General features: G+C 68.5%; 18 protein-coding genes. 6 read left to right on the forward strand and 12 right to left on the reverse strand.

Features of this window, described 5'->3' with window-relative positions; all coding sequences use genetic code 11:
• Positions 1–16 precede the first annotated feature (16 nt).
• Positions 17–1,729, reverse strand: coding sequence for a sigma-54 interaction domain-containing protein (locus BM115_RS25470; RefSeq protein ID WP_092301191.1), 1,713 nt, complete (start codon positions 1,727–1,729; stop codon positions 17–19).
• A gap of 165 nt (positions 1,730–1,894) precedes the next feature.
• Between BM115_RS25470 and BM115_RS25475 the strand changes: the two genes are divergently transcribed.
• Genes BM115_RS25475 through BM115_RS25495 form a run of 5 tightly spaced genes read left to right on the forward strand, consistent with a single transcriptional unit; the run spans position 1,895 to position 8,236 of the window.
• Entirely contained in the window at positions 1,895–3,442 is a 1,548-nt protein-coding gene (locus BM115_RS25475) for an acyl-CoA carboxylase subunit beta (RefSeq protein ID WP_092301194.1), read from the forward strand.
• A gap of 56 nt (positions 3,443–3,498) precedes the next feature.
• Complete coding sequence (locus BM115_RS25480; protein WP_092301197.1) at positions 3,499–4,485, forward strand: tripartite tricarboxylate transporter substrate binding protein; 987 nt, start codon at positions 3,499–3,501, stop codon at positions 4,483–4,485.
• Positions 4,486–4,488: 3 nt separating this feature from the next.
• Positions 4,489–6,606, forward strand: coding sequence for an acetate--CoA ligase family protein (locus BM115_RS25485; RefSeq protein WP_092301200.1), 2,118 nt, complete (start codon positions 4,489–4,491; stop codon positions 6,604–6,606).
• On the forward strand, positions 6,603–8,024 hold the full coding sequence (locus tag BM115_RS25490) for an acetyl-CoA carboxylase biotin carboxylase subunit (protein ID WP_092301202.1): 1,422 nt from the start codon (positions 6,603–6,605) through the stop codon (positions 8,022–8,024). The genes BM115_RS25485 and BM115_RS25490 overlap by 4 nt, the downstream gene beginning before the upstream one ends.
• On the forward strand, positions 8,024–8,236 hold the full coding sequence (locus tag BM115_RS25495) for an acyl-CoA carboxylase biotin carboxyl carrier protein subunit (RefSeq protein WP_092301205.1): 213 nt from the start codon (positions 8,024–8,026) through the stop codon (positions 8,234–8,236). The genes BM115_RS25490 and BM115_RS25495 overlap by 1 nt, the downstream gene beginning before the upstream one ends.
• A 21-nt stretch (positions 8,237–8,257) precedes the next feature.
• Here BM115_RS25495 and BM115_RS25500 read toward each other — a convergent pair whose 3' ends face one another.
• The 6 genes from BM115_RS25500 to BM115_RS25525 form a co-directional block, all read right to left on the reverse strand.
• Positions 8,258–9,196: a tripartite tricarboxylate transporter substrate binding protein gene (locus BM115_RS25500; protein ID WP_255370985.1), complete on the reverse strand. Its 939-nt coding sequence runs from the start codon at positions 9,194–9,196 to the stop codon at positions 8,258–8,260.
• Between the two features lie 78 nt (positions 9,197–9,274).
• Positions 9,275–10,618: a phosphopyruvate hydratase gene (eno, locus tag BM115_RS25505; RefSeq protein ID WP_092301211.1), complete on the reverse strand. Its 1,344-nt coding sequence runs from the start codon at positions 10,616–10,618 to the stop codon at positions 9,275–9,277.
• Positions 10,619–10,643: 25 nt separating this feature from the next.
• Positions 10,644–12,062 (reverse strand): pyruvate kinase, encoded by a 1,419-nt coding sequence (pyk, locus tag BM115_RS25510; protein WP_092301214.1) that lies wholly within the window; start codon positions 12,060–12,062, stop codon positions 10,644–10,646.
• A 13-nt stretch (positions 12,063–12,075) separates the two neighbouring features.
• Positions 12,076–13,350 (reverse strand): glycerate kinase type-2 family protein, encoded by a 1,275-nt coding sequence (locus tag BM115_RS25515; protein ID WP_177220014.1) that lies wholly within the window; start codon positions 13,348–13,350, stop codon positions 12,076–12,078.
• Positions 13,351–13,372: 22 nt separating this feature from the next.
• Positions 13,373–14,737, reverse strand: a complete 1,365-nt coding sequence (locus BM115_RS25520) for a dicarboxylate/amino acid:cation symporter (protein ID WP_092301217.1) — start codon at positions 14,735–14,737, stop codon at positions 13,373–13,375.
• A gap of 144 nt (positions 14,738–14,881) precedes the next feature.
• Complete coding sequence (locus BM115_RS25525) at positions 14,882–15,970, reverse strand: tartrate dehydrogenase (RefSeq protein WP_092301220.1); 1,089 nt, start codon at positions 15,968–15,970, stop codon at positions 14,882–14,884.
• A 116-nt stretch (positions 15,971–16,086) separates the two neighbouring features.
• Here BM115_RS25525 and BM115_RS25530 point away from each other — a divergent pair, with 116 nt between their 5' ends.
• A complete protein-coding gene (locus tag BM115_RS25530) occupies positions 16,087–17,010 on the forward strand; it encodes a LysR family transcriptional regulator (RefSeq protein ID WP_092301223.1) in 924 nt (307 codons plus the stop codon).
• Between the two features lie 14 nt (positions 17,011–17,024).
• Here the strand turns inward: BM115_RS25530 and BM115_RS25535 are convergent, their stop codons facing one another.
• From BM115_RS25535 to BM115_RS25555, 5 genes are all read right to left on the reverse strand, one after another.
• Positions 17,025–18,128 carry an NAD(P)H-dependent flavin oxidoreductase gene (locus tag BM115_RS25535; RefSeq protein ID WP_092301226.1) on the reverse strand — a complete coding sequence of 368 codons (1,104 nt, stop codon included), beginning with the start codon at positions 18,126–18,128 and terminating at the stop codon, positions 17,025–17,027.
• A gap of 14 nt (positions 18,129–18,142) precedes the next feature.
• Positions 18,143–19,051, reverse strand: a complete 909-nt coding sequence (locus BM115_RS25540) for a LysR substrate-binding domain-containing protein (protein ID WP_092301229.1) — start codon at positions 19,049–19,051, stop codon at positions 18,143–18,145.
• 91 nt (positions 19,052–19,142) lie between these two features.
• On the reverse strand, positions 19,143–19,850 hold the full coding sequence (locus BM115_RS25545; RefSeq protein ID WP_092301232.1) for an SDR family NAD(P)-dependent oxidoreductase: 708 nt from the start codon (positions 19,848–19,850) through the stop codon (positions 19,143–19,145).
• A 252-nt stretch (positions 19,851–20,102) separates the two neighbouring features.
• On the reverse strand, positions 20,103–21,155 hold the full coding sequence (locus tag BM115_RS25550) for an alpha/beta fold hydrolase (RefSeq protein ID WP_092301235.1): 1,053 nt from the start codon (positions 21,153–21,155) through the stop codon (positions 20,103–20,105).
• Positions 21,156–21,302: 147 nt separating this feature from the next.
• The gene (locus BM115_RS25555; RefSeq protein WP_092301238.1) at positions 21,303–21,776 is read right to left on the reverse strand and encodes an aminoacyl-tRNA deacylase; all 474 of its coding nucleotides are present in this window, start codon (positions 21,774–21,776) and stop codon (positions 21,303–21,305) included.
• Between the last annotated feature and the right edge of the window lie 122 nt (positions 21,777–21,898).

The raw sequence follows: 21,898 nt of genomic DNA on the forward strand, positions 1-21,898 counted from the left end.
TTCCGGAATTCCCGGTTCAGGCTTCGCCGCCGCGCTCGAGCATCTTATATAGATGGGAGCGGGAAATGCCCAGTTCCAGCGCGGCCTGCTTCTTGTTGCCGCCATGGCGGGCGATGGCCTGCAGCACGGCGTCATAAGCGAGGTCGCGCAGCCGGGCCGCCGCCGGGGCCGGGGCATCCTCGGGCGCGAAGACCTGCCCGAGCGGGTGCGTTGCCGGCGCCACCATGGTCGCCATATGGTTTTCCTCGCCCCGGGCGAAGTCCTGCACCCGGAGCCGGCTGCCGTCGCAGAACACCAGCGCTTCCTCGATCTTCTGCCGTAGCTGGCGCACATTGCCGGGCCAGCGCCGCGAGGCCAGGTGCCGCGCCACATCGGGCATGACCTGCGGCACCGGCACGCCGTTGCGCTGGCAGAACGCCTGCACGAAGTGATGGAGCAGGGCGGGAATGTCCTCCAGCCGCTGGCCCAGCGCCGGCACGCGCAGCACCACGCCGCTGAGGCGGTAGTAGAGGTCGAGCCGGAAGCGGCCACCGTCGATCAGCGCCTGAATGTCGCGGTTGGTGGCGGTCACGAGCCGGAAATCCACCCGCCGCGCCTGCCGGCTGCCGAGCCGCTCGACCATGCGGTCTTCCAGCACGCGCAGCAGCTTGACCTGCATCTCCATCGGAATATCGGCGACTTCGTCCAGGAACAGCGTGCCGCCGGCTGCCTGTTCGAGCTTGCCGGGCTGGCCATGCCGATGGCTGCCCGTGAAGGCGCCCGCCGCATGGCCGAACAGTTCGGCCTCGATCAGCGTGGCCGGGAACGCGGCCAGGTTCAGGCTGACCAGCGGCGCGGCCTGCGTTCCTTCGTCATCGCTTTGCGTGCCGTGGCCGCCACGGCCGGTACTGTGAATGGCCCGCGCGACGAGTTCCTTGCCCGTGCCGGACTCGCCCAGCACCAGCACGGGCACGTCGAGCCGCGCCACGGTCTCGATCTCCCGGCGCAGCCGCTGCATCGGCGCGCTCTCGCCAATCAGCAGGCCCACTCCCGAGTCGCGCTGGCGCAGCCCGTGCAGTTCGCGCCGGTAGTGCGCCAGCTGCGAGCGCAGTTCCTCCACCTCCTTGTGCATCCGGCCGATGGCCTCCGGCTCCTTGAATAGGACCTGTCCGATCGCGCCGACCGTCTTGCCATCGGCAACGATGGGCACCCGGTTCACCACGCGCGTCACGCCATTCATCCGCTGAAGCTGGCCGATCTCGGCCTTGCCGGTCGCCGCCACGTGGCCCAGCCGGGAATTCGGGATGACCTGCTCGGCGGGGCGCCCCGTGCCTTCCCCAGTGCGCAGGCCGAAGAACGCCTCATGGACGGGACTGATGAAGCGGATACACCCCGTGTGGTCCACCACCGTGATCGCCTGATAGGGATTGGTCAGGAAGTGTTCGAGGATGGCGTCCGCAAACGGCACTGCGCCGAGGAAGTCGAACAGCGCCGCCCCGGCCGCCGCGCGGCGCAGCAGGATGGTCTGTTGGCTGGCATCGAGCAAGGCCAGCCCGATATGGCGCTCGCCATCGACCTCGATATCGAAAATGCGGCCGGCATGGTGGTTCTCGGCGGGGGGCAGTGCGGCCACGCCGGCCTGCGCGGCCCGGGCGATGGCCGGATTGCGTGCTGTGCCCGAGGCGGCGAGGGTCTCGCCGTCCGGCCCGAGCACCAGCGCGCCCAGGCTTTGTGTCTTCACTGACGACATTGATTGTGTCTCCATGCGGGACATCTGAGTGTCCTCGTGCCGGACACTCTACCGGCCAGTCGAAAAAATCGCAATGAAATCAATGTGCTTCATGGCTGGCACGGGTAGTGCGTTAGCTCTCGGATAACACCCATACCCATAAGCCCGAAGACACAGAGGAGACACATGTCCTGGCAGCCGGAAATCGACGAACTGGCCTATCGCAAGCGACTGGCCGCCGAGCTTGGCGGACCCGACAAGGTCAAGCGCCACAAGGACGCCGGCAAGCTCACCGTGCGCGAGCGCATCGAGGCCATCGCGGACCCCGGCAGCTTCCGCGAGGTGGGCGCGCTCACCGGTAGCGGCCAGTACGACAGCAATGGCCGGCTGGTGGGCCTGACCCCGGCCAATCTGGTGATGGGTCGCGCACATCTGGGTGGCCGTCCCGCCGTGCTGGTCGGGGATGACTTCACGGTGCGCGGCGGCGCCAACGACGGCGCGGTGGGCGACAAGCTGATCCACGCCGAGAAGATGGCCCACGACCTGCGCCTGCCGATGGTGCGGCTGGTCGATGGCACGGGCGGCGGCGGCTCGGTGCGCAATATCGAGAACCGTGGCTACACCAATATCCCCACCATGAAGGTGTGGCAGCACGTGGTGGAGAACATGTCGGTGGTGCCGGTGGTGTCGCTGGCGCTGGGCTCGGTGGCCGGCATGGGCGCGGCGCGCGTGGCGGCCAGCCACTACTCGGTGATGGTCAAGGGCACGACGCAACTGTTCAACGCCGGCCCGCCCGTGGTGGCGCGCATCGGCCAGATCCTGGAAAAGAACGAGCTGGGCGGCAGTCAGATCCACACCCGCAACGGCGTGGTCGATGACGAGGTGGCGAGCGAGGAAGAGGCCTTCGACCGGGCCCGCCGCTTCCTGTCCTACCTGCCGCCGTCCGTGTATGAGCTGCCGCCGCGCGCCGCGCCCGCCGACGACACGCGCCGCCGCGACGAATGGCTGCTCTCCGCCATCCCGCGCGAAAGCCGCCAGGTCTACAAGATCCGGCCGATCGTGCAGGCGCTGGTCGATCAGGACTCGTTCTTCGAGATCGGCAAGCACTGGGGCCGCGCCATCGTCACCGGGCTGGCGCGGCTGGATGGCTGGCCCGTGGCCGTGGTCGCCAGCGACCCGTACTACTACGGCGGCGGCTGGGACGGCCCCACGGCCGAGAAATTCACCCGCTTCCTGGACATGGCCGAGGCCTTCCACCTGCCGGTGGTCAACCTCGTCGATATCGCCGGGTTCCAGATCGGGCTGGAGGCCGAGAAGGCCGGGATCATGCGTTACGGCGTGCGCGCGCTGGCGGCGGTTTATCAGGCCACCGTGCCGTGGTGCTCGGTGATCGTGCGCCGCGCCTACGGTGTGGCGGCGGCGGGGCACCAGCACATGGGTCGCTTCAACTTCCGCTATGCGTGGCCGTCCGCCAACTGGGGTTCGCTGCCGATCGAGGGCGGGCTGGAGGTGGCCTACAAGGCCGAGATCGAGGGCGCCGACGACCCGGTGCAGAAGCGGGCCGAGATCGAGCAGCGGGTGCGCAGCCTGACCTCGCCGTTCCGCAGCGCGGAAGCCTTCGTGATCGAGGACATCATCGACCCGCGCGACACGCGGGCGCTGCTGTGCGAGTTCGCCAACCTCGCCGCGCCGCTGCGCGAGGCGGGGGTGCGCAAGTTCGGCATCCGGCCTTGAAAGCGTTCGGCAACCCCTAGCCAAAATCCTAAAAAAAGAATCAGGAGACAAACCGCATGCAACGCAGATCCCTACCTTCGCTGTGTCTCGGCCTGATGGCCACCACGTTGGCCACCACGCTGGCCGCGCCGGCCTTCGCGCAGGAGAACTGGCCCGCCAAGCCCGTCACCATCGTCGTGCCGTTCCCGGCGGGCGGCATGACCGACCTGCTGGCGCGCCGCATCGCCCGTGACATGCAGGCCGAGCTGAAGCAGCCCTTCGTGGTGGACAACCGCGCCGGCGCCAGCGGGCAGATCGGCACCGAGATCGTGGCGCGCGCCAACCCGGACGGCTACACGCTGCTGGTCTCGGCCACGCACCACGTGATCAACCCGGCCATCCGGCCCAAGCTGCCGTACAACGCGTCGAAGGATTTCACGAACATCGCGCTGCTGGCCACCACGCCCAACGTGCTGGTGGTCAACAACAAGGTGCCGGCCAACAATCTCCCCGAGTTCCTGGCCTATGCGAAGAAGCAGACCGAGGGGCTGTCCTACGGCTCGTCGAGCATTGGCGGCGCCACGCATATGTCCGGGGAGCTGCTGCGGCTGATGACGAAGGTGCCGATGACGCACATTCCGTACAAGGGCGCGTCCCCGGCGCTGGCCGACCTGCTGGGCGGCCAGATCCCCGCGCTGTTCCATGACGTGATGACCATGGCGCCGTACGTGAAGGACGGCAAGGTCAAGGCCATCGGCGTGACCTCGGCCAGGCGCAGCGAGGCGCTGCCCAACGTGCCGACCATTGCCGAGCAGGGCGTGCCCGGCTACGAAGCCACCACGTGGATCGGCTTCTACGGCCCGGCCAACCTGCCGCGCGCGCTGGTGGAGAAGCTGAACCACGCAGCGGTCAAGAGCATGAACAGCGCCGAGGCCAAGACCTACCTGACCCAGAACGGCACCAGCCCCGGCGCGCTCAACGCCGAGCAGTTCGGCAGCTTCGTGCAGGCCGAACTCGACAAATGGAAGCGCGTGGCCATCGAGGCCAAGGTCAAGGTGGACTGAGCGATGGCGGATACCAAGGAGCAAGCTTCGTTGTTGTCATTGCTGGCGCCGCGCTCGGTGGCGGTGCTGGGCGCGTCCGACAACCCGATCAAGGCCGGCGGCCGGCCCATCGACTATATGCGGCGCCACGGCTATGCCGGGCGCATCTACCCGGTCAACCCCAAGCGGGCCGAGATCCAGGGCCTGGCGGCTTACCCCGACCTGGCCGCGCTGCCGGACTCGCCCGATGTGGTCGTCATCAGCGTGGCCGGCACCGAGGCCGAGCAGGCCATCGAGCAATGCATCGCCGTGGGGGCCAAGGGCGCGGTGATCTATTCGTCGGGCTTTGCCGAACTGGGCGAGGCCGGCGCGGCGCAGCAGCAGCGGCTCGTGGCGCGGGCCCGCGCCGGCGGCCTGCGGCTGTTCGGGCCGAACACGCAGGGCGTGGCCAACTTCGCCACCGGCGCCGTGCTGCATTTCTCGACCATGATCAACGAGGAAGCGCCGCAGGACGGCCCGGTGGCCATCGTCAGCCAGAGCGGCGCGGGCTCGTCCATCGTCTATGGCGGGCTGCGCCGCAAGGGCATCGGCGTGCGCTACATGGTGGCCACGGGCAACGAGGCCGACGTGACCGCCGCCGAAACGCTGCGCGCGATTGCCGAGGATGACGCCGTGCGCGTGATGCTGCTGTACGTGGAATCCCTGCGCGACCCCGACGTGCTGGCGCAGGCCGCACGGATCGCCCATGCGCGCGATGTGCCGATCCTCGCCGTCAAGGCCGGCCGGACCCGCGCCGGGCAACTGACCGCCAGCTCCCACACCGGGGCGATGGCCGGCGAGGACGCGCTGGCCGATGCCTTCCTGCGTCAGCACGGCATCCTGCGCGTGAACGATTTCCGGGAGTTGTCCGAGTACGCGCAGATCTTCGCGGGCGGCCAGCGGCCGCGTGGCCGCAAGGTGGTGGCGATCAGCAACTCGGGCGCCACCTGCGTGCTGGCGGCGGACGCGGCGGAGTCCCACGGGCTGGACCTGTGCCAGTTCGACGAACCCGGCACCGCCGCGCTGCGCACCGTGCTGCCCGGCTATGTCTCGGCGCGCAATCCCATCGACATGACCACCGCGTTGCTCGGCCAGCCGCAGATCTATGGCCAGACGCTCGACGCCGTGGCGGCCCAGCGGCAGGCCGACCTGATCTTCGTCGGCTTTCCGATTGGCGGCGAAGGCTACGACTTCGACGATTTCTCCGCACAGACCGGGCGCTTTGCTTCGGCCAGCGGCGTGCCGGTGGCGGTCAGCGCCAATCAGGAGTGGGTGGCGCAGGCGTTCCGCGCGCAGGGCGTGCCGGTGTTCGACAGCGAGCGCTCCGCCATGCAGGCGCTGGCGCTGCTGGCCGAATATGGCGAACGCCGCGAGGCGGCGCTGGCCGCGCCCTTGCCGGCTGGCGTGCCGGCAGGAGTACTGACGCACGCGTCCCCCGCCCATGCCCTCGATGAAGTCCGCAGCCTGGCCGAACTCGCGGCGGCGGGCCTGCCCGTGGTGGCGCATCGCCTCTGCCAGAGCGCCGATGACGTACGCCGTGCCGTGGCAGAACTGGGCGCGCCGGTGGTCGCCAAGGGTGTGTCCCCGGACATCACGCACAAATCCGAGCACGGGCTGGTGAAGCTGAACCTGTCCGGCGAGGCCGCCGCCGTGGCTGCCTTCGACGAGATCGACCAGATCCTGCACAGGATGGAAGTCCGCCACGGCGGCGTGCTGCTGGCGCGCCAGCAACGCGGCGCGTTCGAACTGGCCGTGGGCGCCCATATCGATCCGGCCTACGGCCCGGTGGTGATGGTCGGGCAGGGTGGCGTGCTGGTGGAAGCGCTGCAGGACGTGCAATTCCTCGTCGCGCCGTTCACGGCCAGTCAGGCGCGGGCCGCCATCGGCCGGCTGCGCATCGCCCCGGCGTTCGCCGCGCTGCGCGGCATGGAAGCGGTGGACCTCGACCAACTGGCCGACATGCTGGTTCGTCTGGGCGACTGGATGGTCGCGGCGCGCGGCACGGTGCATTCGGTCGATGCCAACCCGGTGATCGTCGCCCGTGGGGCGGTGGCGCCGGTGCTGGTCGATGCGGTGGTGATCCGCGCAGGAGAGACGGCATGAACGACACCATCAAGGTCCGCACGCTGCGCCGCGTGCTGGTGGCCAACCGGGGCGCCGTGGCAGCACGCGTGATCCGCGCGCTGCGCCAGCTCGGCATCGCCTCGGTGGCGGTCTACTCGGACGCCGACGCGGGCCTGCCCTACCTGCGCGAGGCCGATATGGCCGTGCGCATCGGCGAGGCGGCGCCGCTGGACAGCTATCTGCATCAGCAAAAGCTGCTCGATGTCGCCCGGGAGACCGGCGCGGACGGCGTGCACCCCGGCTATGGCTTCCTGTCGGAAAACGCCGACTTCGCCGAACGGGTGGAGGCGGCGGGGCTCTGCTTTATCGGCCCGTCGCCCGCCTGGATCCGCCGTCTGGGCCACAAGACGCAGGCGCGCGACTTCATGGCCGGCCACGGCATGCCGATGGCGCCGAGTTCCGGCGTGCTGCCGGACGACATGGCCGTCGTGGCTGCCGCCGCCGAGCAGATCGGCTACCCGGTGCTGATCAAGCCGGCTGGCGGTGGCGGGGGCATCGGCATGCTGCCGGTGCGCGATGCGCAGGGGCTGGCTGCCGCCTGGCAGCAGGCCCGCTCGGTGGCGCAGCGCAGCTTCGGGCAGGCGGAGCTGTATCTGGAAAAGCTGATGGAGCAGCCGCGCCACATCGAATTCCAGGTCTTGGCGGACCGCTACGGCGGCGTGCGCATTGTGGGCGAGCGTGACTGCTCGGTGCAGCGCCGTCACCAGAAAGTGTTGGAAGAAGCCCCCGCGCCGGGCTTGTCGGGCGAGGCGGTGGCCGCCATGCGCGAGCGGCTGGCCACGCTGCTGGGCCACGTCGGCTACGACGTGATCGGCACCGTGGAGATGCTGCACACACCCGAGACCGGCTTTGTCTTCCTGGAGATGAACACGCGGCTCCAGGTGGAGCATGCGGTGACCGAGCAGGTGACCGGCATCGACATCGTGGCCGCGCAGGTCCGGCTGGCCTGCGGCGAGCGGATCGACGCCGTGCTGCCGGCCCCCACGCGCCAGCAGGGCCACGCCATCGAGGCCCGCGTCTACGCCGAAGACCCGGTGCGCTTCTTCCCGTCGCCGGGGCCGCTGGACACCTTCGTGCCGCCGCAGGCGCCCGGCATCCGCGTGGAGACCGGCTACGCGCAGGGCCAGCGCGTGACGCCGTACTACGACCCGATGATCGCCAAGGTCATCGCCACCGGCAGCGACCGCGCCGACGCCATCCGGCGCCTGCGTGCCGCGCTGGAGGCGTTCCAGATTGCCGGGGTCAAGACCAACCTGCCGTTCCTGCTGCGCGTGCTGGCCCACCCCGATTTCGCCGATGCCCGCATCGACACGGCCCTGACCCAGCGCGTGCTGGCCACGCCGCTCCAGACGCCTACGCCGAAGCAACCCGAAACCCTTACCGAAAGAGCAGCCTGATGCCCCAGATCGACGCCGCAGTCAGCGGCCATGTGTCCTCCATCGCCATCGAAGCCGGCGCCACCATCTCCGCCGGGGATGTCCTGATGATCATCGAGTCGATGAAGATGGAAATCCCGCTCGAAGCCGAGGCGGATGGCGTGGTCAAGGCCATCCTGGTCCAGCCCGGCGACGCCGTGACCGAGGGCCAGCCGGTGGTGGAGGTCGAGTAACGCGCCAAGGCTCCGGGGGCCTTACTCGATCGTCACCTTGCCATCCTTGACCAGCTTGGCGAACTTGGCGGTCTCGTCATCGATGCGCTTGGCGAACGCTGCCGAATCGCTGGGCATCGGCTCGGCGCCGGCGGCCAGCATGCGCTGCTGGAAGTCCGGCGAATTGACGATTTCCACGATCTTCGCGCTGAGCTGGGCGACGATGGGCTTGGGCGTGGCCGCCGGCGCCAGGATGCCGAACCACGTGCCGATATCGAAGCCCTTCAGGCCGGCTTCTTCCATGGTCGGCACGTCCGGCAGCACGCTGGAACGCTTGGCCGTGGTCACGGCCAGCGCGCGCAGCTTGCCGGCCTTGATGTGCGGCAGCACCGGGGTCAGCGTGTCGAAGGACATCGTCACCTGTCCGCCCAGCAGGTCGGTGGTCAGCGGGCCGCTGCCTTTATAGGGCACGTGCAGCAGCGGGGCGCCCGTGGCGGTCTGGAACTGCGTGCCGATCAGGTGTTGGGCGGTGCCGTTGCCGTTGGAGCCGTAGGCGAACTCGGTGGGCGACTTCTTGGCCAGCGCCACCAGCTCGGCCACGGTCTTGGCCGGGGTCTTGGCGGGATTGATCACCAGCACATTGGGCACCATCGCCACGGTGGAGATCGGCGCCAGGTCTTTCTGGAAGTTGTACGGCAGCTTCTTGTAGACGCTGGTGGCGATGGTGTGGTGGACGGCGCCCATCAACAGTGTGTAGCCGTCCGGGCGGGCCTTGGCCACGTAGTCCGCGCCCACCGTGGCGCCGGCGCCGGGCCGGTTCTCCACGATCACGGGCTGGCCCAGCTTCTTGGAAAGCTGGTCGCCGATGGCGCGCGCGAGTACGTCGGTGGTGCCACCGGAGGGGAACGGCACGATCAGGCTGATCGGCTTGGTCGGCCATTCCTGCGCCACGCACAGGGCGGAGGCCCCGGCGCCCAGCATCAGCAGCGCGGCACGGAGGAAGCGGGGAAGCGTTTGGGAAGTCGGCATGGTCTGTCTCCTGTATTTATGATTTGTGATTTATTGCTCACTAATAGCGAGATCACTCGCTGACGGCAACACCTGCAAACCCGGTACGCGCAGCGCGGCGCGTCCCGCGAAGGTGGCCGCGCAGCCCAGTTCCGCCTCGATATAGAGCAGGCGGTTGTACTTGGCGACGCGGTCGGAGCGGCACAGCGAGCCGGTCTTGATCTGCGTGGCTGCCGTGCAGACGCTAAGGTCGGCAATGGTCGTGTCCTCGGTCTCGCCGGAGCGATGCGAGATGACCGAGGCGTAGCCGGCCGCCTCCGCCATGTCGATGGCGTTCAGCGTCTCGGTCAGCGTGCCGATCTGGTTGGGCTTGATCAGGATCGCGTTGGCGGCCCCGCAGTCGATGCCCTGCCGCAGGATCGCCGTGTTGGTGACGAAGAGGTCGTCGCCCACCAGCTGCACGCGCTGGCCCAGCCGCTCGGTCAGCAACTGCCAGCCGGCCCAGTCGCCCTCGGCCATGCCGTCCTCGATGGTGACGATGGGGTACTGATCGACCCACTTGGCCAGCAGGTCGACAAAACCGTCCGCCGAATAGGACCGGCCTTCGGACTGCAACTCGTACCGCCCGTCGCGATGGAACTCCGAACTGGCGACGTCCAGCCCCAGCGCGATGTCCCGCCCGGCCTGGAACCCGGCCTGTTCGATGGCGCGCAGGATGATCTCCAGCGCGTGCTCGTTCGAGGCGAGGTCCGGCGCGAAGCCACCTTCGTCGCCCACGGCGGTGGAAAGCCCCTGCGCCTTGAGCACCGCCTTGAGCGTGTGGAAGATCTCCGCGCCCCAACGCAGGGACTCGGAGAACGACGGGGCGCCCACCGGCAGGATCATGAACTCCTGCATGTCCACGCTGTTGTCGGCATGGGCCCCGCCATTGATGATGTTCATCATCGGCAGCGGCAGGCGGGCGTCGCGGCGCTGGCCTCCGATGGTCCGATAAAGCGGCACGCCGGCCGAAGCCGCCGCCGCCTTCGCGGTGGCCAGCGACACCGCCAGCAGCGCGTTGGCGCCGAGCCGGGACTTCTCCGGCGTGCCGTCGAGCCGGATCAGGCAGTCGTCCACCGCCGCCTGGTCTGCCGCCGGCATGCCGGCCAGCGTGCGGGCGATATCGACGTCGATATGGGCCACGGCCTTGCGCACGCCCTTGCCGAAGTAGCGCCGGGGTTTGCCGTCGCTGTCGCCGTCGCGCAGCTCCAGCGCCTCGCGGGCGCCGGTGGAGGCGCCCGACGGCGCCGCTGCAAAGCCTTGCGAGCCGTCCGACAGCCGCACCTGCGCCGCCACGGTGGGGTTGCCGCGCGAGTCGAGGATCTCGTAGCCGCGAATGTCCTGAATGATGGGCATGGGGGGTTCCTAACGAAATAGCAACTTACTGGACCTGCGCGATCCGCAGCAGATTGGTGGTGCCGGCCACCGCGAAGGGCAGCCCGGCGGAAATCACGATCGAGTCGCCGGCCGCGCCGAAGCCCTCCTTGCGCACGGTCTGGCTGGCTAATTCGGTCATCTCGACCACATCGACCACCTCGTGGCACAGCACCGCGTGTACGCCCCAGGCCAGCGCCAGCCGGCGCGCGGTGGCCATGCGGGGGGTCATGCCGAGGATGGGCACCTCGGGGCGCTCGCGCGCCATGCGCAGCGCCGAGTAGCCGGAACTGGTGTAGGCCACCGTCGCCGGGGACTTCAGCAGCCCGGCCACATGGCGCACCGCCAGCCCGATGGCGTCGGCGGCCTCCGCGCGCGGCGGGGTGTGGGAGGCCTGGATGGCATCGTGATAGAGCGGGTCCGACTCGGTGCGCGAGATGATGCTGTTCATCATCCGCACGGCCTCCACCGGATACCTGCCCGAGGCCGATTCGGCGGACAGCATCACCGCATCGGCGCCGTCGTACACGGCCGTGGCGACGTCCGAGGCTTCCGCGCGGGTCGGCACCGGCGAGGCGATCATCGATTCCAGCATCTGCGTGGCCACGATCACCGGCTTGCCGGCCTTGCGGCAGGCCCGCAGGATCTGCTTCTGCAGCGAGGGCACCAGCTCGGCCGGCATCTCCACGCCAAGGTCGCCGCGCGCCACCATCACGGCATCCGATTCGGCGACGATGGCCTCCAGGCTCTGGATGGCCGCCGGCTTCTCCAGCTTGGCGACGATGCCCGCGCGGTCCTTGACGATGTCCTTGATCTCCAGGATGTCCTCGGGCCGCTGCACGAAGGACAGGGCGATCCAGTCCACGCCGAGCGTCAGGCCGAACTCCAGGTCGCGCCGGTCCTTCTCGGTCATGGCCGACAGGGGCAGCACCACGCCGGGCACGTTGACGCCCTTGCGGTCGGACAGCGTCCCGCCATTGACCACCGTGGTCTCGGCGAAGTCCTTGCCGCAGCGCTCCACGCGCAGGCGGATCTTGCCGTCATCGAGCAGCAACTCGGTCCCTTCCTGCAGCGCTGCGAAGATTTCCGGGTGGGGCAGGCTGACCCGGCTGGCGGTGCCGGCCACGGTGGCGTCGAGGTCGAGCCGGAAGCTGGCGTCGGCGGCCAGCTGGATCGGGCCATCGGCAAACGTGCCGATGCGCAGCTTGGGGCCTTGCAGGTCCAGCAGCACGCCGATGGGGCGGCCACGGTCCCGTTCCACGGCGCGGATGGTGTCCAGCCGCTGCTTGTGGTCGGCGTGGCTGCCGTGGCTGAAGTTGAGCCGGAATACGTCGGCGCCGGCTTCGAACAGCGCGTCGATGACTTCCGGCGACGTGCTCGCGGGGCCCAGTGTGGCCACGATCTTGGCATTGCGGGTGCGTCTCATCTTGTTACTCCCTTCACCGCGCGATCAGGATGGCGCGGAAGTCATTGACATTGGTCAAGGTCGGCCCGGTGACAACCGCATCGCCGAGCGCCTCGAAGAAACCGTGGCCATCGTTGGCCGCCAGCGCGTCCTGCGGGCGGATGCCGAGTTGCCAGGCGCGCGCCAGCGTGTCCGGGCCGGCCAGCGCGCCGGCGATTTCCTCCTGGCCGTCCACGCCATCGGTATCGCCCGCAATGGCATGCACGCCCGGTTCGCCACGCAGCGTCAGCGCCAGCGAGAGCAGGTATTCCACATTCCGCCCGCCGCGCCCGTTGCCGCGCACGGTGACGGTCGTCTCGCCGCCCGAGAGCAGCACGCAGGGCGCCGTGAACGGCTGGCCGTGCCGCGCCACTTCCAGCGCCAGACCGCCCATGACCTTGCCGACATCGCGCGCCTCGCCCTCGATGGCATCGCCCAGGAGGTAGGCGCGCAGGCCGGCGCGGCGTGCCACGGCGGCGGCAGCTTCCAGCGCCAGCCGGGGCGTGGCGATCAGCGTGGTGTCGATGGGCGGCAGGCGGGCATCGCCGGGTTTGATGGACTCGGACGCGTCCGAATCGAGCACGGCCAGCACATGCGGCGGCACGTCGATGCCGTAGCGCCGGACGATGGCCAGCGCGTCGGCCCGGGTGGTCGGGTCCGGCACGGTGGGGCCGGAGGCGATGTCGATGGGGTCATCGCCGGGCACATCGGACAACAGCAGGTTGCAGACCCGCGCCGGATGGCAGGCCGCGGCGAGGCGCCCGCCCTTGATCGCCGACAGGTGCCGGCGCACGGTGTTCATCTCGGTGATGGTCGCGCCGGACTTCAGCAGCGACTGGTTGACCGCCTGCTTGTCCGCGAGCGACATGCCGGCCAGCGGCAGCGGCAGCAGCGCGGAGCCGCCGCCCGAGATCAGGCAGATGACGAGGTCGTCCTCGGTCAGCCCGGACACCCGTTCCAGCATGCGCTGCGCGGCGTGGAAGCCGGCGGCGTCCGGCACCGGATGGGCGGCCTCGACGATCTCGATGCGCGCGCACTCCACCGCGTAGCCGTAGCGCGTGACCACCAGCCCTTCCAGCGGATGGGGCCAGGCATCTTCCAGCGCGCGGGCCATGGCCGCCGACGCCTTGCCGGCCCCGATCACGATGGTCCGGCCAGGAGACGGTGGCGGCGGGGGCAGGTGGGCGGCCAGCGTGCGCGCGGGCTGGGCGGCGTGGATGGCCGCCTGGAACATCTCGCGGAGCAGTTGGCGGGCCTGGGGGGTGTCCATGGCGGGGCTCGGGGTCATCGGATCAATGGAGGAGCGAGGCATGGGCATCGCCGATGCGGGCCAGCCGGGCGCCGACCGTGGAGGTAGCCGGCTCGGGCTGGTCAGGGATCAGCGCGTCGGGGTCATCGGACAGCTTGCCGTCCAGCGCGTCCTGCAACTGCTGCTGATCCACCGCGCCCACCCAGCGGGCGATGGCGACCGTGCCCACGGCATTGCCGATGGTGTTGGTAATGGCGCGCGCCTCGGACATGAAGCGGTCCACGCCGAGCAGCAGCACCATGCCGGCCACCGGGATCGTGCCCAGCGAGGCCAGCGTCGCCGCCAGCGTGATAAAGCCGGAGCCGGTGACGCCGGCGGAGCCCTTCGAGGTCAGCAGCAGCACCCCCAGCACCACGAACTGGTCGGTCAGGGAGAGCGGCGTGTTGGTGGCCTGGGCGATGAAGATGGCGGCCATGGTGTAGTAGATGCACTGGCCGTCCGGGTTGAAGGTCAGCCCGGCGGGCACCACCAGCCCGACTACCGGCTTGGACACCCCGGCCTTCTCCAGCTTGCCCATCAGCTGCGGCACCACGGATTCGGACGAACTGGTGCCCAGCACCGTGAACAGCTCGTCGCGGATATAGCGCAGGAACTTCCACAGGCTGAAGCCGGAGAGCCGTGCCACGCCGTTCAGCACGATGGCCACGAACAGGAAGCACGTGATGTACATCGTCCCCATCAGCTTGCCGAGCGAGACCACCGAGCCCAGCCCGTACTTGCCGACCGTGAAGGCCATGGCGCCGAAGGCGGCCAGCGGGGCCAGCCGCATGACCATGCCGACCACGCTGAAGATGCCGTGCACGAAGGAATCGAGGAAATCGACCACCGGCTTGGCGCGGGGGCCGATATGGGACAGGGCGATGCCGAACAGCGTGGCGAAGACCAGAATCTGCAGGATGTCGTTGCGGGCCAGCGCGTCGATGATGCTGGTCGGCACCAGGTTCATCAGGAAATCGATAAACGAATGTGACTTTTCAGCCGCATGGGTGTAGGTGGCGATGGCCTTGGTGTCGAGGTGCGCCGGGTCGATATTCATGCCGCGCCCCGGCTGCACCAGATTCACCACGATCAGCCCGAGCACCAGCGCGAAAGTCGACAGCAGTTCGAAGTACAGCAGCGCGCGCACGCCCACCCGCCCCAGCTCCTTCATGTTCTCCATGCGGGCGATGCCCAGCACCACGGTGGCGAAGATGATCGGCGCGAAGACCATCTTGATGAGCTTGATAAATACGTCGCCGAGCGGCTTGAGGTCGCTGCCGAGTTGGGGTGCCCAGACACCCAGTGCCACACCGGCGGCAACGCCGATCAACACCTGGACGTAGAGCTTTCCCAGTAGCTTTCGAATCATGGCTGTCTCCTGCACATTCGAATCTGGCGCGCCTGCGGACCGGCTCTGATGGCCGTTTTTTAGCGTCCGCAGGGCAGCGCGAGCCGCGATCCGGCTCGCAAGGGCCGCCCGGCCAAATGCCGGGACGGCGAGGGGGCGGGAGGGTTAAGCCGCCTTGGCCTGCTTGTTGGCGGCCAGGTAGTCGCAGACCGCCTTGGTCACCTGGACCGTGGTGGCCTTGCCGCCGAGGTCGCCGGTGTGGAGGGCCGGGTTGGCGGTCACGGCCTCGATGGCGGCCATCACGCGCTTGGCGGCGGCGTCTTCGCCCAGGTGTTCGAGCAGCATCACCACGGACCAGAAGGTGCCCACCGGATTGGCGAGGCCCTTGCCCATGATGTCGAAGGCGGAACCGTGGATCGGCTCGAACATCGACGGGTAGCGGCGTTCCGGGTCGATATTGCCGGTGGGCGCGATGCCGAGGCTGCCGGCCAGCGCGGCGGCGAGGTCGCTCAGGATGTCCGCGTGGAGGTTGGTGGCGACGATGGTGTCCAGCGTCTTCGGGCGGTTGACCATGCGCGCGGTGGCGGCATCGACCAGTTCCTTGTCCCAGGTCACGTCCGGGAAGTCCTTGGCCACTTCCACGGCCACCTCGTCCCACATCACCATGGCGTGGCGCTGGGCGTTGGACTTGGTGATCACGGTCAGCAGCTTGCGCGGACGCGATTGCGCCAGCTTGAAGGCGTAGCGCAGGATGCGCTCCACGCCCACGCGGGTCATCATCGACACATCGGTGGCCGCCTCGATCGGGTGGCCCTGGTGCACGCGGCCGCCCACGCCCGAGTACTCGCCTTCCGAGTTTTCACGCACGATCACCCAGTTCAGGTCCTCCGGGGCGCAGCGCTTGAGCGGGCCGTCGATGCCGGGCAGGATGCGCGTCGGGCGCACGTTGGCGTACTGGTCGAAGCCCTGGCAGATCTTCAGGCGCAGGCCCCACAGCGTGATGTGGTCGGGAATCTGGTTGTCGCCGGCCGAGCCGAACAGGATGGCGTCCTTGCCGCGCAGCGCGTCCAGGCCATCGGCGGGCATCATCACGCCGTGCTGGCGGTAGTAGTCGCCGCCCCAGTCGAAGTTTTCGAATTCGAACTGGAAGCCGGCGCCACCAGCGGCCAGCGCTTCCATCACTTCACGGCCGGCGGGAACCACTTCCTTGCCAATGCCGTCACCGGGGATCGTGGCGATCTTGTACGTCTTCATCTTGTGTCTCCTGGTCAGAATCATCGCTGTAGTGCGTGGGACGGATTCTTGACCGTGGACGCGGTGTTGGATCGACGCTAAAGTTAAACCATCTTTAACCTGACATTAACAATGCCATGAGCGCGATGAGCGGCATTCAACCGTCCGAACTGGGTTTTTTCGCGGCGGTGGCCACGGCGGGCAGCCTGAGCGCGGCGGCGCGGGATCTTGGGATCTCGACGGCGGCGGTCAGCAAGCGGCTGGCCCAGATGGAGGCGCGCATCGGCATGCCGCTGCTGACGCGGACCACGCGCCGGATGGGGCTGACGCCCGAGGGGGAGGTGTTCCTGGAGCACGCGCGGCGCATCCTGGGCGAGATCGACGACCTGAGCCAGTTGCTGACCAGCGCCAAGGGGCGGCCGAGCGGCCTGCTGCGCGTGAACGCCACGCTGGGCTTTGGCCGCATGCATGTGGCGCCGGTCATCGCCGAGTACAGCCGGACCTACCCCGATGTCGATGTGCAGCTCCAGCTGTCGGCGGATCCGCCGCCGCTGACGGAGGATGCCTTCGATGTCTGCGTGCGGTTCGGGGAGCCGCCCGACGCGCGGATCATCGCCAAATTCCTGGCCCCGAACCGGCGCCTGCTGTGCGCCTCGCCCAAATACCTGCGCGAGCACGGCGTGCCGGCCACGCCGGGGGATCTGGCGCGGCACAACTGCATCGGCATCCGGCAGGGCAGCGATGCCTACGGGGTGTGGCGGCTGACCTCGGGCAAGGGCGCCAAGCAGCGCACCGAGGCGATCCATGTGCGTGGCAATTTGACGACCAATGACGGCGAAATCGCCGTGCAGTGGGCGCTGGAGGGCCATGGCATCGTGATGCGCGCCGAATGGGATATCGAGCGCTACCTGCGCAGCGGGCGGCTGGTGCAGGTGTTGCCGCACTACGCCACCCCCGAGGCGAACATCTATGCCGTCTACCAGCAACGGCACCAGTTGTCGTCGCGCATCCGCCTGTTCGTGGAGTTCCTCGGCTCGAAGTTCAGCGAGTTTGGAACCTGATCAGGCTTGCTTGACTACTCGATCGATGCCCGCAGGCTGCTCAACCGGTCCAGCGCCTGGCGCAATTCGGCGGTCAGTTCGGCGACCAGCGCGCCGGCGGGCAGGGCGCGGGCGAGCGGTACGGCCTGGCCGGCCCATTGTGCGGCGAACTCGCTGACACCCTTGGCCTTGGCGGCGGCGTGCAGGGCCTTGCCGGCGTCGTAGGTGACGGGATAGTCGGGAATCGCGGGGGCGCCCGGCGCCACGCCGAGGGCGGTGAAGCGGCTGGTGAAGCCACGCGCGGCGCGGCCGGAAATCGCCCGCGTCAGCGTGGTGGCGCGCGGCTCGGCGGCGGTCAGGGCGGCGCGGTAGGCGGCGTCTGCCGATGATTCATCGCACGCCACGAAGGCGGTGCCCAGTTGCGCGGCCTGCGCGCCCAGTGCCAGCGCGGCGGCAATGCCGGCGCCGTCCATGATGCCGCCGGCGGCGATCACCGGCAGGCTGGTACGCGTCACCAGCACCCGCACCAGCGCCAGCGTGCCCAGTCCTTCGTCATCGCCCTCCGGATCGAACACGCCACGGTGCCCGCCGGCCTCGATGCCTTGCGCGATGATGCCGTCGATGCCCGCCGCTTCGATCTGGCGCGCCTCCCGCAGCGAGGTGGCGCTGGCCAGCAGGAGGATGCCGGCGGCCCGCAGCGCATCGATCTTCTCCTGCGCCGGCAGCCCGAAATGGAAGCTGACGACCGCCGGCTTTTCTTCCAGCAGCATCTGATACATCGCCTCGTCGGCCACGAAGCTCTTGTAGATCTCGCGCAGGCCGGCAGGCGGCGTGGCGCCGAATTCGGCGAACTGCGGCGTCAGGTATTGCAGCCAGGCGGCCTCCCGCGCCGCATCGGCCTGGGCCGGGGCGTGGCAGAACAGGTTGATATGGAAGGGCTTGGCGGTCAGCGCGCGGGTCTCGCGGATGACCTTGCGGGCGCCTTCGGCGTCCATCGCCCCAACGCCGAGCGAGCCCAGGCCGCCGGCTTCGGACACGGCGGCGGCCATGGCCGGCGTGCTGACGCCAGCCATCGGCGCCTGGATGATCGGCGTGGCGAGGTTGAGGAGGGAAACCAGATTGCGGGCGGCGGTGTTCATGGCTGGGCTTCAGGTTAGGTGGGCGATGAAGGGGATGGGCCTTGCTGCAATTCCCGCAGGAACGCCGTGTAGGCCGAGGTGGCAAAGCCGGCGCGCTTCACCAGGAAAGTGTGGACGGTGCGGACCGGCACGGTCTGGAGGTGGGCCATTTCGCGATGCACCGCCAGCAGCGAGCGCGGCACGATGCCCACCGCCGACCCGGCGGCCACATAGGCCAGGATGGCGTGGTAGGACGGCAGGTCGATCACCGAGAGCCGGCGGCGCATGTCGTCGCCCGCCTGCTCCAGCCAGTCTTCGGCACATTGGCGGTAGGTGCAGCCGCGCGCGAAGGCGGCGAGCTGGTGCAGCGTGACGTCCTGCGGCTGGCGCACCGGCGGGTGCGTGGCGGGCAGCACCAGCACCAGTTCCTCGGTTTGCAGGTAGGTGCCGTCGAGGCCGTCGCCCATTTCGGTCAGTTCGATGTCGGCTGGCGCGCCCGTGCCCGGATGTGCCACCACGGCGCAGTCGAGCCGATGGCCGAGCACGGCATCGACCAGCGCCTGCGAGGTGCCCGTGGTCAGCTTCAACGCCACGTCCGGCCAGCGCGCGTGGAAGGCGCCGAGCGGGCGGGGCAGCAGCGTGGCTGCCGAGCTTTCCATCGAACCAAGCCGCAGCGGGCCGCTTGGCGCATCCGTGCGCATCGACTGCCGCGCCTCGTCGGCCAGCGCCAGCAGGCGGTCGGCATAGTCGAGCAGGCGGAGGCCTTCCGGGGTGAGCAACATCTTCTTGCTATCGCGCTGGAACAGGCTGACACCGAGGCTCTCTTCGAGCTGCTTCACGCGGGTGGTCACGTTCGACTGCACCCGGTCTAGCCGTTTGGCGGCGCGTGTGATGCTTTGCTCACGCGCCACCGCCCGGAAGATCTCTAATTCTGCCAGTTCCACGATTTACGTTCTTCAAACAAGAATGAAAGTAGATGAAGTATCGTGAATGAAGAACGTCAAGTCAAGGGAATGACTTGGGGTAACCAGCCGCTTAGTGGCCGGCGCTCTGGCCGCCATCGACATGCAGGATCTCGCCCGTCACAAACGGGGCGGTCTCCAGGAACAGCACGGCGTTGGCGATATCGCCCATTTCGCCCATATGGCCCACCGGGTGCAGTGCGCCGAGTGCCTCATGGGTTTCCGGCGCATGCATCGGGGACTTGATGATGCCGGGCGACACGGCGTTCACGCGGATGCCGGTCTTGGCGTACTCGATGGCCAGGGACTTGGTGGCGGCGTTGATGCCACCCTTGGTCAGCGAAGCCAGCACCGACGGCACGCCGGCGATGGCGTGATCGACCAGGCTGGTGGTGATGCTGACCACGTGGCCGCTGCGCTGCTTTTCCATCTCGGCGATGGCCAGCTGGGTGATGTGGAAGAAGCCGGACAGGTTCACATTGGTCACGGCGGCGTAGTCCTGCGCGGTGTACTGCGTGAACGGCTTGGCGACGAAGATGCCGGCGTTGTTGACCAGCGAGTCGATGCGGCCGAAGGCTTCCAGCGCCGTGGCCACCACGCGGCGGGCGGTGTCGGGGTCGCCGATGTCGCCGGGGACGATGGCGATATCGGGATCGTCGGTCGGCTTGATATTGCGCGCCGTGGCCACCACGCGGTAGCCGCGTGCACGGTAGGCCTTGACCAATTCGGCGCCGATGCCTTGGGATGCGCCAGTCACGATGACAACTTTTTGCGAGGACATTTCAGATTCTCCTGGTAGGGGTTCGGCGTGTTTGCCTTGGGCTCAAATCTAGTGGAGCCGGCCCCAACGAAGAAGGCATCGCCCACATCAACAGTTTTGCGTGGCGGGAACAAGTCGGGAGGACGGGCGGTGGACGGCAAAAAAAACGCGCGCCGGCGGGGAGCCGGACGCGCGCGCTTAGGGGAGCTTAGGGGAGCTTAGGGGGAGCTTAGGAGATCGAACTACTTGATGTCTGGGCTGGGCGTTTAGCGCTTAGCGCTTGTCCACGTCCAGCACAGCCTGGGCGAAGGCCACCGGCGCTTCCTGCGGCAGGTTGTGGCCGATGCCGCCGGTCAGGTCGCGGTGCTCGTAGCGGCCCGTGAACTTGCTGGCATAGGCGCTGGGCTTGGGATGGGGGGCGCCGTTGGCGTCGCCTTCCATGGTGATGGTCGGGATGCTGATGGTCGGCGCCGTGGCCAGGCGCTTCTCGAGATCGTCGAACTTCGGCTCGCCCTTGACCAGGTCCTGCCGCCAGCGGTAGTTGTGGATGGTGATGGCCACGTGGTCGGGGTTGTTGAAGGCGGTGGCGCTGCGGTTGAAGGTGGCGTCGTCGAAATCCCACTTCGGCGAGGCCAGCTTCCAGATCAGCTTGGCGAAGTCGTGCGTGTACTTCTGGTAGCCGGCGGCGCCACGGTCCGTGGCGAAGTAGAACTGGTACCACCATTGCAGCTCGGCTTCGGGCGGCAGCGGCACCTTGCCCGCCGCCTGGCTACCGATCAGGTAGCCGCTCACGGAGACCAGGCCCCGGCAACGGTCCGGCCACAGTGCGGCCATGATGTCGGCGGTACGCGCGCCCCAGTCGAAGCCGGCGACGACGGCGGTCTGGATCTTGAGGGCGTCCATCAGCGCGATCATGTCGGCGGCAATCGCCGACGGCTGGCCGTTGCGCATGGTGTCCGGCGAGAGGAAAGTGGTCGTCCCGTTGCCGCGCAGGTAGGGCATGATCACCCGGTAGCCGCGCGAGGCCAGCAGCGGCGCCACATCGACAAAGGCGTAGATGTCGTACGGCCAGCCGTGCAGCAGCAGGGCCACGGGGCCATTGGCCGGGCCGGCTTCGGCGTAGCCTACGTTGAGCACGCCGGCCTGGATCTGCTTGAGCGGAGCGAAGCTGGTGTGGCTGCCCGGCTTGGAGGCCGGCAGCGTGGCGGCCTTGGTGATGGCGGACTGCGCCTGTGCGGCCTGCGACAGCGTCAGTTGCGCGGCGGCCAGCGTTGCGGCGGCGGCGCCCAGGAAACCACGACGGGGCAAATCGATTTTTTCCGACATATTGTTCCTCTCTCCTCGGGTCAGTGATGAACTGACACGAAGTCTATGAGGCCATGGCAAGTGCCATGTGTCGGAATGCACGGTTTTTGTATCGCTGTGTATATGGCGATGCCAGACTGACACGCGGATGCAGAAACCGGGGCTCCCCTAGAGCCGTCGATGGGCGAAATGCCCGCGCCGGGCCCCGGCCATCAGGGTGGCGAACTGCTCGGTGCTCATGTGCACTACCTCGTCGCGATCCCCGGCTTCGAAGTAGACATCGGGATGGGTCATCAGGCTGTCATCGAGCCAGGTCTGCGTGCCGTAGGCCATGCCGACCGGGGGCAGCGCGCCAGGGTCGCAGTCCCGGAACACCTCGTGCACGCCTTCCGTACGCGCCCGGGCCAACTGGCGGCCGGTCTGTTCGCAGATTTCCGAGAGTTTCAGGTGATGGGTGGCGGGGATCACGGCGGCGAGGTAGCCCCGGTTGTCCTCCAGCAGCACCGTGCGGGCCAGCCGGTCGCCGGGAATCGATATCGGCCGGGCTGGCGCCGCGCCATCGGGGCTGCCGTGCCGGTGCACGGTCTCGAACTCGCTCTGCGTCTTGCTCAGGCACCTTGCGAGGGCGGTGGACATGGTCATGAGGGCAACCTCCGAGCGTGGGGCGCTACAGTTGTCTGGAGTACGGGAACTATAGGACAAGCGCCGAACGGCATTTGGTTGGGGCTAACCCGAGCATGGCGGGGGGCCGGGGAGGTGACCCG

The organism is Cupriavidus sp. OV096 (assembly GCF_900115455.1).
Taxonomy (GTDB): domain Bacteria; phylum Pseudomonadota; class Gammaproteobacteria; order Burkholderiales; family Burkholderiaceae; genus Cupriavidus.